11 protein-coding genes are annotated in these 15,083 nt (G+C 72.2%); 9 read left to right on the forward strand and 2 right to left on the reverse strand.

Annotated elements, in window-relative coordinates; all coding sequences use genetic code 11:
* The first annotated feature begins 146 nt into the window (after positions 1–146).
* The 8 genes from DY240_RS04405 to DY240_RS04440 are packed head-to-tail and all read left to right on the forward strand — an operon-like array spanning position 147 to position 10,260.
* On the forward strand, positions 147–1,106 hold the full coding sequence (locus DY240_RS04405; RefSeq protein ID WP_119658743.1) for an ABC transporter permease: 960 nt from the start codon (positions 147–149) through the stop codon (positions 1,104–1,106).
* Positions 1,103–1,969, forward strand: coding sequence for an ABC transporter permease (locus DY240_RS04410; protein WP_119658744.1), 867 nt, complete (start codon positions 1,103–1,105; stop codon positions 1,967–1,969). Before DY240_RS04405 ends, DY240_RS04410 begins: the two co-directional genes overlap by 4 nt.
* Positions 1,966–2,820: an ABC transporter ATP-binding protein gene (locus DY240_RS04415; protein WP_158602733.1), complete on the forward strand. Its 855-nt coding sequence runs from the start codon at positions 1,966–1,968 to the stop codon at positions 2,818–2,820. The genes DY240_RS04410 and DY240_RS04415 overlap by 4 nt, the downstream gene beginning before the upstream one ends.
* The gene (locus DY240_RS04420) at positions 2,817–3,671 is read left to right on the forward strand and encodes an ABC transporter ATP-binding protein (RefSeq protein ID WP_119658746.1); all 855 of its coding nucleotides are present in this window, start codon (positions 2,817–2,819) and stop codon (positions 3,669–3,671) included. The genes DY240_RS04415 and DY240_RS04420 overlap by 4 nt, the downstream gene beginning before the upstream one ends.
* 32 nt (positions 3,672–3,703) lie before the next feature.
* Positions 3,704–5,311, forward strand: coding sequence for an ABC transporter substrate-binding protein (locus tag DY240_RS04425; RefSeq protein WP_147375194.1), 1,608 nt, complete (start codon positions 3,704–3,706; stop codon positions 5,309–5,311).
* A complete protein-coding gene (locus DY240_RS04430) occupies positions 5,311–6,969 on the forward strand; it encodes a gamma-glutamyltransferase (protein WP_119658748.1) in 1,659 nt (552 codons plus the stop codon). The genes DY240_RS04425 and DY240_RS04430 overlap by 1 nt, the downstream gene beginning before the upstream one ends.
* Positions 6,970–7,009: 40 nt before the next feature.
* Complete coding sequence (locus DY240_RS04435; RefSeq protein WP_119658749.1) at positions 7,010–8,986, forward strand: S9 family peptidase; 1,977 nt, start codon at positions 7,010–7,012, stop codon at positions 8,984–8,986.
* Positions 8,983–10,260: a M24 family metallopeptidase gene (locus DY240_RS04440; protein WP_158602734.1), complete on the forward strand. Its 1,278-nt coding sequence runs from the start codon at positions 8,983–8,985 to the stop codon at positions 10,258–10,260. The genes DY240_RS04435 and DY240_RS04440 overlap by 4 nt, the downstream gene beginning before the upstream one ends.
* Positions 10,261–10,730: 470 nt before the next feature.
* On the opposite strand, the gene fgd is transcribed toward DY240_RS04440, so the two are convergent.
* Positions 10,731–11,759: a glucose-6-phosphate dehydrogenase (coenzyme-F420) gene (gene fgd / locus DY240_RS04445; RefSeq protein WP_119658751.1), complete on the reverse strand. Its 1,029-nt coding sequence runs from the start codon at positions 11,757–11,759 to the stop codon at positions 10,731–10,733.
* A gap of 60 nt (positions 11,760–11,819) precedes the next feature.
* On the opposite strand from fgd, the gene DY240_RS04450 reads away from it, so the two are divergent.
* Complete coding sequence (locus tag DY240_RS04450; protein ID WP_119658752.1) at positions 11,820–12,185, forward strand: cupin domain-containing protein; 366 nt, start codon at positions 11,820–11,822, stop codon at positions 12,183–12,185.
* A 1-nt stretch (position 12,186) separates the two neighbouring features.
* On the opposite strand, the gene DY240_RS04455 is transcribed toward DY240_RS04450, so the two are convergent.
* Entirely contained in the window at positions 12,187–15,039 is a 2,853-nt protein-coding gene (locus DY240_RS04455) for an FAD-binding and (Fe-S)-binding domain-containing protein (RefSeq protein WP_119658753.1), read from the reverse strand.
* Between the last annotated feature and the right edge of the window lie 44 nt (positions 15,040–15,083).

The raw sequence follows: 15,083 nt of genomic DNA on the forward strand, positions 1-15,083 counted from the left end.
CATGCTACATGCTACATGCAGCCAGAGATTGGGTCCAGAGCCGCGTGCTTGACGACGAGCTGTGGCGGCCTGGACGTGCCCAGATCCGCGGGCCCACCCCCAGCCGACAGTAACGAATCGGGGCGTTGCGCGTGTTATTCGGTGTCATGCGACGTATTGGATACGTCATACCGCTGCTGATCGGCGTCATCACGTTCACGTTCGTCCTGGTGTCTCTCGCACCGGGCGACATCGTGACGGCGACGATCGGCGACTACCCGGCCTCGGAGGAGTACCTCGCCGAGCGACGCGCGGAGCTCGGGCTCGACCAGCCGCTGATCGTCCAGTACGTCAACTACGTCCTGAGCGCCCTGCAGGGCGACCTCGGCTACTCCTTCGCCAACCGCCAGGAGGTCCTGCCGCTGGTGGTCAACCACCTGGGCGCCACGATGATCCTGGTGGTCGCGGCCACGGTCCTGTCGATCACGATCGGCCTGCCGCTGGGCCTGTGGGCGGCCACGACGCGCCGCCGCGCGGTGGACAACGCCCTCAACCTCTCCACGCTCGTCGCCTTCAGCATCCCGGCGTTCTGGCTCGCGCTGATGGCGGTGCTGGTCTTCGCCATCAACCTCGCCCTGCTGCCGGCGCACGGCATGACGACGATCGGGTTCGTCGGCACCCCGATCCAGCGCTTCGGCGACCTGCTGTCGCACCTGATCCTGCCGGCGGCCGTGCTGGCGGTGCCCGAGACGGCGCTGATGATCCGGATGACCCGGGCCAGCGCCAACGAGGTCCTGAACTCCGGCTACGTCCTCACCGCGGTGTCGAAGGGCCTGGCCCGCGGGCGGATCATCCGCCGGCACGTCGTCCGGAACTCCCTGCTCCCGGTCGCCACCGTCATGGGCTACACGTTCGGCACCATGGTCGGCGGCTCGGTGCTGGTCGAGAAGATCTTCGGCTGGCCCGGCATGGGCAGCCTGCTCTACGACTCGGTGCAGCGTCGCGACACGTCGGTGGTGCTCGGCGTCGTCGTGGTCGTGGCCGTCGTGACGCTCGTGGTGAACGTGGTGACCGACGTCGTGTACGGGGTCATCGACCCGAAGGTGCGGGAGGCGACGGCCCTGTGAGCGACATCGTCATCGACCCCACGACGCCGAAGGCCTCGCGCCTGCAGCGCCTGCGGCTGGGCCGCGGACCGACGACCGTCGCCGCGATCGCGATCGTGGTGCTGTTCGCGCTGGTCGCCCTGCTGGCCCCGCTCATCGCGCCGTACGACCCGTTCGCGGTGTCGCCGCGGATCCTCGAGGGGCCGTCGGCTGACCACCTGCTCGGCACCGACGACACCGGCAAGGACATCCTGTCGCAGCTGATCTACGGCGCCCGGGTGTCCCTGCTGATCGGCCTCGCGGCCGGTCTCGGCTCGCTGGTCCTGGGCATCGTGGTCGGCGGCATCGCCGGCTACGTCGGCGGCGCCGTCGACAACGTCCTCATGCGCATCGCGGAGATCTTCCAGATCATGCCGGCGATGCTGATCGCCCTGGTGATCGTCGCCGTGATCGGCCGCAACACCACCCTGATCGCCGCCGCGGTCATCATCGCGCTGTGGCCGCAGTCGGCGCGCATCGTGCGCAGCCAGTTCCTCGCGCTGCGGCGCGCGGAGTTCGTCGACGCGGCCCGGATCTCCGGCACGCCGGCCTGGCGCATCATCGCGCTGGAGATCTTCCCGGTCGCCTTCGCGCCGGCCGCGGTGCAGGCGGCGCTCGACATCGGCCGCGGCATGCTGCTCGAGGCGGGCCTGAGCTTCCTCGGCCTCGGCGACCCGTCGACGTCGAGCTGGGGCGGCGTGCTGCGGCGGGCGCAGCCGTTCCTCACCGACGCCTGGTGGTTCAGCGTGCCGGCCGGCGTGTGCATCGCGCTGATGGTGCTGTCGTTCAACCTCATCGGAGACGCCATGGGACGCCGCGGAACCCAGGGGCGGAGGGCACTGTGACCACACCGGCGCAGCAGCGCGAACAGCGAGCGCTCGAGGTGAGCGACCTCGACGTCTCGATCCACCCGTTCGGCGGGACGCGCATCCACCCGGTCCGGCACGCCTTCATCGACGTCCGCCGTGGCGAGGTGGTCGGGCTCGTGGGCGAGTCGGGGTCGGGCAAGACGATGCTGTCGCGCGGCATCGCGGGCCTCCTCGCGCCCGGTCTGCAGCCGCGGGTCGGCGGGCGGATCGTCGTCAACGGGTCCGACCTCTCCGGGGCGGGCGAGACCCGCCGCCGCGAGGCACTGCGTACCGAGCTGTCCTACGTCTTCCAGGACCCCAACGCCCACCTCAACCCCACGATGCGCATCGGCCGGCAGGTCGCCGAGGCGATCCGTCCCGGCGGCCGCACGGTCGAGGAACTGCTCGACGCCGTCGGACTGCCCGCCACCGAGGAGTTCGCGCGGCTCTATCCGCACCAGCTCAGCGGCGGGATGAAGCAGCGGATCATCATCGCGTGCGCGCTGGCCAAGCGGCCGGCGCTGGTCATCGCCGACGAGCCGACGACGGCGCTGGACGTCACCATCCAGGACCAGGTGCTGCGGCTGCTGCGGTCGCTGGCCGACCAGGAGCACGTCGGCATCCTGCTGGTCTCGCACGACCTCGCCGCGATCGGCCAGTTCTGCGAGCGGGTCTTCGTGATGTTCGACGGCGAGATCGTCGAGAGCGGGCCGACCGAGGACGTCCTCTGGCGGCCGCGGCACGAGTACACGCGGTCGCTGATGGCGGCGATGCGCGAGATCTACGACGTCGCGGCCGCGGCGCCGGCAGGCACGTCCACCGTCCCCGAGCCGGTGAGGGAGTCATGAGCGTAGTGAGCCGGCAGGACGCCGCGGACGCCGCGACCGGAGCGCGCGACGCCGGCGGTGGTGACGCGCTGCGGCTGTCCGACATCCACATGACGTTCCGCTCGCGCGGCCGGCGCCGCCGCGAGGTGGTCGCCGTCGACGGCGTCAGCGTGTCCGTCGGCCGCGGCGAGATCGTCGGGCTGGTGGGCGAGAGCGGCAGCGGCAAGAGCACGCTCGGCCGCGTCATGGCCGGGCTCCAGGTGCCCGACAGCGGCACGGTGACCATCGACGGCACGGCGTATCAGGGCCGGCGGGGGATCACCCCGGGCTTCCACGGCGCGGTCCAGATGGTGTTCCAGAGCCCCGCGGCGTCGCTGAACCCCAAGATGACGATCCGCTCGATCCTCGGCTACGCCGCGCGGCGGGCCGGGGTGCCGCGCGACGGCGTCGGGTCGGCGGTCTCGGCCGCCCTCGAGGAGGTCGGCGTGACCCCGCCGGACCGGTTCCTGGGCCGCTTCCCGCACGAGCTCAGCGGCGGACAGCAGCAGCGGGTCGCGCTCGCCCGGGCGCTGCTGCACCGTCCGGCCTACCTGGTCGCCGACGAGCCGACGTCGGCCCTCGACGTCTCGGTCCGGGTCCAGATCATCAAGCTGATCCGCGAGATCCAGGCCCACCACCGCATGGGGATCCTCTTCATCACCCATGACCTGTCGGTGGTGCGGGCCCTCGCACAACGCGCGCTCGTGATGTACCGCGGCGACATCGTCGAAGAGGGAGACATCGACGACGTCTTCGCCCGGCCCCAGCACGAGTACACCCGCAGACTGCTCGGTTCCACTCCGCAGCTGGTGCCTCCGCAGGATGCGGCGTGAGGCACCGGAACCGCCGATACGAAGGAGCGATCGTGGTCAGAACTGTCAGGACATGGGTGGTGGCGCTGGTCGCCGGCGCCGCTCTGCTCATGGCCGGCTGCGGCGGCACCGCCGGCGGCGCCGGGGGTCAGGGCGGCAACACCGACGACACCTTCGTCGTCGGCATGAGCGCCGAGCCGCCGCACCTCATGCGGCTGTTCCTCGGCGACGTCCAGGTGGGCCTGGTCGGCCTGGCGATGGAGGAGTCGCTGGTCACCGTCGACCGCGAGCGCGAGGTCCAGCCGCAGCTCGCGGAGTCGTGGGAGCAGCTCGACGACGTCACCTACCGCTTCCACCTCCGGCAGGGCGTCACCTGGCACGACGGCGAGCCGTTCACCGCCGACGACGTCGTGTTCACCTTCCAGAACGGCCTGGGCGTCAACGCCGGCACGGCGGCGCTGAAGGAGATGGTGGCCTCGGCGGCCGCCGTCGACGAGCACACCGTCGACGTCGTGCTGAACTCGCCGACCGGCGCCTTCCTCGCGATGCTCAACCCGATGTCGTTCTCCATCCTGCCGCAGCACGTCTACGAGGGCACGGAGCTGGAGACCAACCCGGCCAACCGCGCGCCCGTCGGCACCGGCCCGTTCAAGTTCGAGTCGTGGGAGAACGGGCGGATCACGCTGGCCCGCAACGACGACTACTGGGGCGACACACCCGGCTTCGCCAAGGTGGTCTTCACGGTCATCGGCGACGCGACGGCCCGCGCGCTCGCGTTGAAGAGCGGCGACATCGACTACATCAACTCCTACGACGTGCCGTACGAGGCGATCCTCCAGCTCGAGAACGACGACAACGTCGTGCTCGACACCGGCCGGGCGTCGTACTCGATGAAGATGTTCCCGTTCAACACCCGCAACGAGATCCTGGCCGACCCCGCGGTGCGCAAGGCGCTGTTCCAGGCGATCGACCGCGACTTCATCTCCGAGAGCGCGTTCGGCGGCTACTTCCCGCCCGGCCGCTCGCCGCTGCCCGAGGGGCACTGGGCCAACACCGGCGACATCGACTACGACGCCGAGTACCCGTTCGACCCGGAGGCCGCCGAGGCGGCGCTGGACGCGGCCGGCTACCCCCGTGGCGCCGACGGCACCCGGTTCAGCCTGGTCCACCGGTACGAGGCGAGCGAGCCGGGCGGTGAGAAGGTCGCGGAGGTCATCGCCGACAACTGGCGCGCGATCGGCGTCGAGACCACGGTGCTGCAGGACGACGCGGAGGTGTTCCGGGAGGAGGTCTTCGCCAACCACAACTTCGACACCTACACGATCAACATCGCCTCCGGTGCCGACCCGGCGATCGGCCTCTACCGCCGCTACACCTGCGACAACGACCAGAACGCGGTGTTCGGCAACGCGACCGGGTACTGCAACAAGGAGCTGGACGACCTCTTCATCGCGGCCAACTCGGCCAACGAGCGCGAGGAGCGCGTCCCGCTCTACACCCAGGCACAGCGCATCGTCGCCGACGACCTGCCGACGGCGATCCTCGTCCAGGTCTCCTACACCGAGGCGATCCGTGCCGAGCTCTCCGGCATCGAGGACTTCTTCGCCCTCGGCGAGGTCGTGCTGCTGGACTGGAGCAAGATCGGGCCAGCGCAGAGCTGATGACACCGACGTATCCGCACGGTGTCGTCGGCCGCAAGGCTCCGGCGAGTGCTGCGTCGGCGATGGTGTCGACGCAGCACCCGCTGGTGACCGACGCGGCGCTGGCGGTGCTGCGCGACGGCGGGCACGCCGCCGACGCGCTGGTCGCCGCGTGCATGGTGCAGGCGACGGTGTCGCAGGAGCTCACGAACCACGCCGGCACCGTGACCGCGCTGCTGTACGACAGCCGCACCGGCCGGGTCCGGCAGCTCAACAGCCCGGGCTGGGTGATTCCCGGGCTGGCGCCGTTCCGGCCGGTGCCGGTGGAGCCGGGGACGTACTCCGCCGTGCCGCCGGGCGCCAATGCCGTCGTGCCCGGGTTCATGCCGGCCATGAAGCTGCTGCACGAGACCTACGGCGTCCTGCCGTGGGCCCGGCTGGTCGAGCCGGCCCGGCAGCTGGCCGACGAGGGCCACGTCGTGACGTCGTTCGAGCACTACGTCATGGCCACCACGCTCGCCTACTTCCAGCACTCGCCGTCCGGCCGCGAGCACTTCACGCCCGCCGGCCGGCTTCCGCAGGTCGGCGAGCGGTGGCGGCAGCCGGAGCTGGCCCGGACGCTCGCGGGGCTGGCCGAGCACGGCCCGGGCTACTTCGTCGACGGCCCGTGGGCGCGGGCGTTCGTCGAACGCGGCAACGCCATGGGCTGGCCGGTGACGCTCGCGCACCTGGCCGCGAAGCCGCCGGTGTGGGGCGAGCCGCGCCGGTTCACCCACCGCGGGCACGAGATCGTCTCGCTGGCCGCGCCGCAGATCCAGGGTGCGTCGGCGGCGATGGTCCTCGGCGTCCTCGACCGGCTGGGCATCACGGGGGAGGGCCACTACAACGCCAGTCCCGTCGCGAGCTACCTGCTCGCACACACACTGCGCCGGGCCCGGCTCGACGTCGGCCACCTCAACGACCCCGAGGTGTTCGACGACCCCAGCGACGTCCTCACCGATCCCGCATACCACGGGCACGTCGCGCGGCTGATCCGCTCGTCCATGCCGCGGACCGACCTCGGCGAGCACGTGCGGCTCACCACCCGCTCGCCGCACGCGGCGCCGCTGCCGGCCCTGGAGCACGGGACCGACAGCTGCGAGATCAGCATCGTCGACGCGGCCGGCAACTGGGTGCAGGCGATGACGACGCTCTCCGGCAGCGGCATCCCGGGGGAGGTGGTCGGCGGCGTGCCGATGACCGGGTCGCTCACCGACACCAGCCTCAACGCCCGGCAGAACATCAGCGGCTGGTACGCGGGCGGCGGGCACGTCCGCACCGTCATGGGCAACACGCTCGTGCTCCGCGACGGGCGGCCGTGGCTGGCGCTCGGCACGCCGGGCAAGGTCGAGGCCACGGTGCCGCAGGTGCTGTCGAACGTCCTCGACTTCGGCATGACGCCCGACGGCGCCGAAGCGGCGGCCCTGATGACGCCGCTCGGCGACGACTACACGCTGCCGATGGAGATGGCGGTGGCGCCCGAGGTGCCGGCGGGCCTGGCCGCGCTGGGCATCCGGGTGCGGCCGCTGGGCCTGACCAACTGGCACCTGGGGTCGTTCCAGATGTGCTGGCGGGCCGCCGACGGTTCGCTGCGCGGCGGCGCCGGGGCACGGCGCGAGGGCAAGGCCGCCGGCTACTGAGCACCGATCACGGACCAGACGAGAGAGAGGTCGCACGTCGATGTCGACGACGAAGGAAGAGCGGTACCGGGAGTACCTGGCGTATCCGGACCGTGTCGTGGGTGGCGCGGTGGAGCCGCGCTGGGTCGACGGCGGCGTGGCCTTCACGGACAAGGGCGTCCACCATCTCGTCGACACCGTGTCAGGTGGGCGCACCGAGGTCGCGGCGCTGCCGGAGAGCATCGAGGTGACCGGACGCCGGCTGCGGTCGGCGTTCAAGATCGGCCGGCCCGCGGTGCACGAGGCGCCGTCGCCGGACGGCGCGTTCTTCGCCACCGAGTCCGGCGACGACATCGCCCTGCGCTGGGCGATCGACGACCGCCTCAGCCCGCTGACGTCCGACGGCGAGCCGGACTTCCGCTGGGACGTCAAGGGCGCGGCGTGGTCGCCGGACGGGCTCCGGCTGGCGGCGCGCCGGGTCGACACCCGCCGGATGGACCGGTTCCCCGTCGTGCACTGGTTGAAGCCGCGCGAAGAGGTCGAGTTCTTCCCGGCCGGGCGGGTCGGCGGCGCCGTCGAGGACGTCAGCCTGTACGTCGTCCACCGGCTCAGCCGCGACGTCGTCCGCATCGACAGCGGCCCGGAGCCGGAGCAGGACCTGCGTCCTCTGGGCTGGAGCACGGACGCGGGGGAGCTCTACTACCTCAAGACCAACCGGTACAAGAAGCCGTTCGTGCTGATGGCGGCCGACCCGAGAACCGGGGCGTCGCGCGTCGTCCACGAGGAGCGGGCGGCCACGTGGGTCTCGTTCTGGGAGAAGGGCCTGGCCTGCGTCCTGCTGCCGAGCCGCACCGCTCACCTGTGGCTCACCGAGCGCGACGGATGGGCGCACCTGTACCTGCACGACATGAACGGTCAGCTGATCAACCGGGTCACCGGTGGCGAGTGGGCGGTGACGAGGGTCGTCGCCGTCGACGAGCGGGCCGGCTGGGTGTACGTCGAGGCCCACTCGGACCCGAAGCGTCCCTATGACACCCACATCGGCCGGGCCCGCCTGGACGGCACCCGGTTCGAGCAGCTCACCGAGGAGCCGGGCACCCACCACGCGATCATGTCGCCCGACCTGCGGGTGTTCGTCGACAACCACTCCAGCATGAGCCGGCCGCCGGCGTCGGACCTGCGGTCGGCCGACGGCACGCCGATCTGCCGGCTGGCCGAGGCCGAGGTCGACACGACGCCCGGGATGGACTGGACGCCGCCGGAGGAGTTCACCGTGCTGGCCGCCGACGGCGAGACGACGCTGCACGGCCACCTGTACTTCCCGTCGGACTTCGACCCGGAGCGGACCTATCCGCTGATCGAGTCGATCTACGCCGGGCCGAACAGCGCGTTCGTCCCGACCCACATGCTCGACGCCAACGCGGTGCAGTCGCGGGCGCTGGCCGAGCTGGGCTTCGTCGTCATGATGGTCGACGGCCGCGGCACGCCGGAGCGGTCGAAGGCCTTCCACGACGTCGCGTACGGCAACTTCGCCGACAACGTGATCGCCGACCACGTCGCGGCGATCCGCCAGCTCGGCGCGGAGCGGCCGTACCTCGACCTCACCCGGGTCGGCGTGTACGGACGCTCGTACGGCGGCTACTTCACCGCCCGCGCGCTGCTCGAGGCGCCCGACGTCTATCACGTGGGCGTCGCGGTGAACGGGGTGTACGAGATGCGCGAGGGCAACGGGCCCGGGCCCATCGAGTGCGTGATGGGCCCGCTGGAGGAGAACGTCGCCGGGTACGACGCGCTGTCGCTGTACCCGATGGTCCCGCGGCTGCGGGGCAAGCTGCTGATCGTCCACGGCACGTCGGACGTCAACGTCCCGTTCGCCGCGTCGCTGATGTTCGCCGAGCAGCTGACCCTGGCCGGCAAGCCGTTCGACTTCCTCCCGGTGAACGAGCAGCCGCACCACTTCACCGGCGTGAAGGGCACCTACCTGGCGATGGCGAAGGGCCGCTACTTCTGCGAGCACCTCGGCGTGGACGCCCTGTGACCGGCGCCGGCTCGCGTGCGCTGCTGCTCGACCCGCCGCCCCTCGAGCCGTCGCCGGCGACCCGCCTCCCGCTGGAGTGGCACCGGGCCCGGGCGGACGAGCTGCGCGCGGCGGCCGCGGAGCGCGGCGCGCGGGCGGTCCTGCTGACCGACCCGTGGAACATCGTCCACTTCACCGGGCTGTGGGCGGCGACGACCGAGCGGCCGCTGTACGCGCTGCTCGAGGCCGACGGCGCGCCGTTCTGGTTCTACCCGCGGCTGGACCGCGACCTGGTGCGGAGCTGGTGGTACGGCGGCGGCGCGGAGTACTTCGACTATCCCCATGTCGACGGTCAGCACCCGAACGAGGGCACCGCCGCGCGCGGGCCGGCCGTCGACCTGTGGGAGAAGGCGCTGCGGCTGTGCGTGTCGCGTGGCTACGGCGCGGGTTCGCTGCTCGTCGACCGTCCGGCCGGCGGGTCGCTCGGGCCGCTCGGGCCGCTCGGGTCGATCGGCGACGTGTGCCTGCGGTCGCGGATGGTGAAGACGCCGGAGGAGCTGGCGCTCGCCCGGCGCGCCTACGCCTACTTCGACGACGTGCACGTCTTCTGCCGAGACACTCTGCTCGACGGGTTCCACGACGGGATGACCGACTTCGAGCTGCGCAGCGCGATGATCGACATGGCGACACGGCGGATCGTGCCCGACCTCGGCCTGGACGGCGGCCCGCACCGCGGCGTCGGCGTCAGCATCGACCTCGGCTGGGTACGGGCCGGCCGGGTCACCGGCTACCCGCACCCGAACCAGTTCCGCTACTCCGAGATCACCCGCGGGGGCACGCTGCAGGCATCGGGCGTCATCCGCGTCGGCGGCTACGGCGGCGAGTGCTACCGGCCGTTCATGCTCGCGCCGCGGACCGCGCACATGGAGCGGCTCTGGACGGTGGCGCGCGACAGCTGCCTGCTGCAGCAGGACGCGATGCGGGCCGGCGTCACCTGCGGCGAGGTGGCCGAGAAGATCCACCGCTTCCAGATCGACGCCGGAGTTCGCGAGTACGTGTACCACCGGCCGGCGCACGGCCAGGGACCGGAGGGCCACCAGCCGCCGTGGCTCGCGCTCGGCGACGACACCGTCCTCGAACCCGGCATGTGCCTGTCGGTCGAGCCCGGCCTGTACGACCCGCGGGCCGGCTTCAGCGTGAACTTCTCGGACATGTTCGTCGTGCAGGAGTCCGGGCCGGCGCTGCAGCTGTCGCGCGTCCCGTGGACGACCGAGTGGTGCTGGCTGGACTTCTGAGGCCGGCGTTGGCCTGCGCGTTCGCGTTGGGCCCCGTCCCCCTGCTCCCGATTGTCTTGGCCGCGGGCGCGCGCCTCAAGCGGACTATGGAGGCGCTTCGCGCCGACGTGACCGCTTGACCCGCGCGCCCGCGGCTCAGAACGGGCAGCTATCAGGGGACGGGGGGAGTGTGGCGACGGTCGTCTGGGGCGTCGGCCCGGTTTCTGTGTGAGTTTGGTGTCGTGGAGCGTCCACGTGGTGAGATTTCGCCGCGATTCGCGGGCCATCACGAGGATTACCCCAGCGTCAACACCCTTACAGGCATGTTGATGCTCGCGAAATCCTCGTGATGTAGGGGCTAAGAAAATGGGCAGCAGGGGGACGGCCAACGTACGGAACGACGGCGAACGGCACCGCCGTATCGGCCCGGGGAAGGTGAGGGACCCGCGTCGCGGCGGCGGCACGGGCCCCTCACCCTGTTATCGCGGGGCTCAGTCCGGCAGCGCGGAGCTGAGCTGGCGTAGGGGAGCGGCCAGGTCGGCCTCGAACTGCTCGAAGAACCGCCGCTGGTCCGCGCCGGGCGCGTGGAAGACCAGGTGGTTGAAGCCGGCTTCGACGTACGGGCGGACGGCGTCGACGACGGCCTGCGGGTCGGACGCCACGATCCAGCGCTTGGCGACCTGCTCCAGCGGCAGCTCGTCGGCGAGGCGCTCCATCTCGATGGGGTCGTCGACGCTGTGCTTCTGTTCCGGCGTGAGCGACAGCGGGGCCCAGAAGCGGGTGTTCTCCAGCGCCGCCTGGGGGTCGCGGTCGTAGGACAGCTTGATCTCGATGAGGTGGTCGACGTCGCGGTCGGGCTGGCCGGACTGCTCCTTGCCCTCCTTGACGGCCGGCACCAGCTTCTCGGTGTAGAGGTCCATGCCCTTGCCGGAGGTGCAGATGAAGCCGTCGGCGGCGCGGCCGGCGTAGCGGGCGACGACGGGGCCGCCGGCGGCGACGTAGATGGGGATGCCGTCCTTCGGCACGTCGTAGATGGACGCGCCGGCGGCGGCGTAGTACTCGCCGTCGAAGTCGACCCGCTCGCCGCTCCACAGCCGGCGGATCAGGTCGACGGACTCGCGCAGCCGGGCGAAGCGCTCCTTGAACTCCGGCCAGGTGCCGCGGAAGCCGGTCGCGATCTCGTTCAGCGCCTCGCCGGTGCCGACGCCGAGGATGATGCGGCCCGGGTACAGGCAGCCCATGGTCGCGAACGACTGCGCGATGACGGCCGGGTTGTAGCGGAACGTCGGCGTGAGCACGGACGTGCCCAGTGTGATCGTCGACGTGCGCTCGCCGACCGCGGTCATCCAGGCCAGCGAGAACGGCGCGTGGCCTCCGTTGTGCCGCCACGGCTGGAAGTGGTCGCTGACCACGGCGGAGTCCATGCCGGCCTGCTCGGCCAGCACTCCGTACTCGACCAGGTCGCGTGCGCCGAACTGCTCCGCGGACGCCTTGTATCCGAGCTTCAGTGTTCTACCCACCGGGCCTCCTCAATCGGTATGCTACATGTTACCAGCAACTGTCCAACGTGAGAAGGAGCCGTGCCCGTGACCACCTTCTACACCGTGGACGACGTGACGACCGCGCAGCTGACGCCGTCGCCCGCGCCGCCCATCGTCCTCAAGGGCGACCCGAAGGCGACGAAGACCGTGCTCCACCGCGACGGCGCCACCGAGATCGGCATCTGGGAGTGCACGCCGGGCGTGTTCCGGTCGGAGAAGAAGAACATCTCCGAGTTCATGCACTTCGTCGCCGGCAAGGGCCGCATCGAGCACTCCGACGGCACCGTCACCGACATCCGGCCGGGCACCGTGCTGCACGTGCACCACGGCTACATCGGCACGTGGTACGTCGAGGAGCCGGTCCGCAAGGTCTACACGGCGATCGAGAAGCCGGACGCGCAGTAGTTCACCCCTCCGCCGGCCGCCGCCCGGGCGCCAGCAGCTCTGCCAGGTGCAGGCCGCGGCGGCCGGCCAGCTGGCCGGCCTGCAGCCGGCACGAGAAGCCGTCGGCCAGCAGGACGGCGTCGTCGGGCGCCGCCTCCAGTGCCGGGAGCATGCCGTTGCGGGCCACTGCGACGGAAACGTCGTAGTGGCCGCGCTCCATCCCGAAGTTCCCCGCCAGCCCGCAGCAGCCGGCGATCGGGGTGACGGTGGCGCCGGTGCGCCGCAGCAGCTCCAGGTCCGCGTCGAACCCCATGACCGCGTGGTGGTGGCAGTGCGGCTGGACGACGACGGTGAGGCCGGCGAGGTCCGGCGGCGTCCACGACGCACCGGGCCCGACCGGCTCGGGCGCCCGCAGCAGCTCCGCCAGCGTGTGGGTCGCAGCGGCCACGGCCTTGGACCGGTCGTCGCCGGGGAGCAGCTCCAGCAGGTCCGAGCGGAGCACCGCCGTGCACGACGGCTCCAGTCCGACGATCGGCACGCCCGCGGCGGCGTACGGGTGCAGGGCGTCGAGCGTCCGGGTCAGCCGCCGCCGGGCGCCGTCGAGCTGTCCGGTGCTGATCCACGGCAGCCCGCAGCATGCCGCCGCGTCCGGCACCAGCACGTCGTACCCGGCCGACTCCAGCAGCTCCACGGTGGCGGTGGCGGCCGACGGCGACATGGTGTCGGTGAACGTGTCGGCCCACAGCAGCACCTGCCGCCGCGACCGTGCCGGGCTCACGGGCGCCGACGGCCGGTCGGCGCGGCGCTCCCACCAGCGCCGGAACGTCGTCGTCGCGAACCGCGGAGCGGACCGGCGCGAGTCGACGCCGGCCAGGCCGAGCGCGAGCCGCGACAGCCGCGGCCGTCCGAGCACCCAGTTCACCGGCCGCGGCAGCCGCGCGGCCAGCCGGGCCCAGCGCGGCAGCCAGCCGAGCGTGTAGTGCGAGACCGGCCGCAGCCGGCGCCGGTACTTCCGGTACAGCACCTCGGACTTCAGCGCGGCGACGTCGACCCCGGCAGGGCAGTCGCGCGAGCACGCCTTGCAGGACAGGCACAGGTCCAGCGACTCCGCGATCTCGGGGGAGCGCCAGCCGTCCGTGACCAGCGAACCGTTGACCATCTCCTGCAGGACCCGCGCGCGGCCGCGGGTGGAGTCCTTCTCATCGCGCGTCGCCAGGTAGGACGGGCACATGAACCCGCCGGTGGCGGCGTTGTCGGCGCGGCACTTCCCGACGCCGACGCAGCGGTGGACGGCGCGGGTGAGGTCGCCGTCGTCGGCGTGCAGCGCCAGGCCGACGGAGCGGACGGGGCGGGCGGCCGGACGGCGCAGCGCGGCGTCGAGGGGAGCGGGGCGGACGAGAACGCCCGGGTTGAGCCGGTCGCCGGGGTCGAACAGTCCCTTGAACGCGGCGAACAGGTCGAGCATCTCGGGGGAGTAGACGTGGCGCAGCAGCTCGCCGCGGGCGCGGCCGTCGCCGTGCTCACCGGACAGCGAGCCGCCGTGGCGCGCCAGCAGCCGGGCGGCGTCCTCCATGAACCGCCGCAGCGCGCCGGCGTCGTGGTCGAGCGGCAGGTCGAGGCGGACGTGGATGCAGCCGTCGCCGAAGTGGCCGTAGGCCAGGCCCTGGAGGTCGTGCTCGCCGAGCAGCGCATCGAAGTCGCGCATGTACGCGCCGAGCCGTTCCGGCGGGACGGCGGCGTCCTCGAGCCCCGGCCAGGCCTGGCGCCCGCGCGGCGTGCGGCCGGCCAGCCCGGCGCCGTCCTCGCGGATCCGCCAGACGGCGACCGCCTCCGGGCCGGCGGGGAGTACGCGCCAGTCGAGCGCGTGGGCGGCGCGGGCCAGCTCCTCGGCCGCGGCGACGGCCTCCGGCGACGTCGCGCCGGGGACCTCCACGAGCAGCCAGCCGGCGCCCTTCGGCAGGTCGGGCACCCCGCCGTAGTGGCGGCGGACGACGTCGACCAGCCGCGCGTCCAGGCCCTCGATGGCCAGCGCGCCGCGTCCGAGCAGCGCCGGGACGTCGTCGCCGGCCGCCGGCATGTCCGGGTAGCCCAGGACGAGGAGCGCCGGGCTCGAGGCGATCTCGACCAGGTCGATCGTCGCGCCCAGCACCGTCACGCACGTGCCCTCGGTGCCGACCAGGGCGCGGGCGAGGTCCTGCCCGTTCTCCGGGAGCAGGTGGTCCAGCGAGTAGCCGGAGAGCTGCCGGCTGAACCGGCCGAGCTCCGTGCGGATCAGCGCCAGGTGGGAGTCGACGAGCTCCGCGAGGCCGGGCACCGCGGCGAGGCCGCCACGCGCGGCGGTGAACCGCCGCCCCGTGCCGTCGACCACGTCGAGCTCGCGGACGTTGTCCGCGGTGCGGCCGTACGCGAGCGCCCGCGGGCCGCACGCGTTGTTGCCGATCATGCCGCCGATGGTGCACCGCGCCCACGTCGACGGATCCGGGCCGAAGCGCAGGCCGTGAACCGCCGCCTCCCTCTGGACCGTGCCGAGCAGACAGCCGGGCTCGACCCGGGCCACCCGCTCGCGCGGATCGATCTCGAGGACGCGGCCCAGGTGGCGGGAGAGGTCGAGCACCATGCCGGGGCCGACGGCGTTGCCGGCCACCGACGTGCCGCCGCCGCGCGCGGTGACCGGGCTGCCGTGCTCACGCGCGACGTCCAGCGCCCCGAGCACCTCGTCGACGGTGCGCGGGAACACGACGACCTCCGGGACGACCCGGTAGTTCGACGCGTCGGAGGAGTACTCGGCACGGCGCCGCGAGCCGGCGTCGGCGTCGAGGCCGGCCCGGCGGAGGTCGTGGACGAGATCGGCGGTCGGTCGGTGCACCCTGTCCATCCTCGCTCATTGGCGCCTGGTGAGGTGGTATGTAACATGCTAGC

It is taken from the genome of Jiangella rhizosphaerae (assembly GCF_003579925.1).
Classification (GTDB): domain Bacteria; phylum Actinomycetota; class Actinomycetes; order Jiangellales; family Jiangellaceae; genus Jiangella; species Jiangella rhizosphaerae.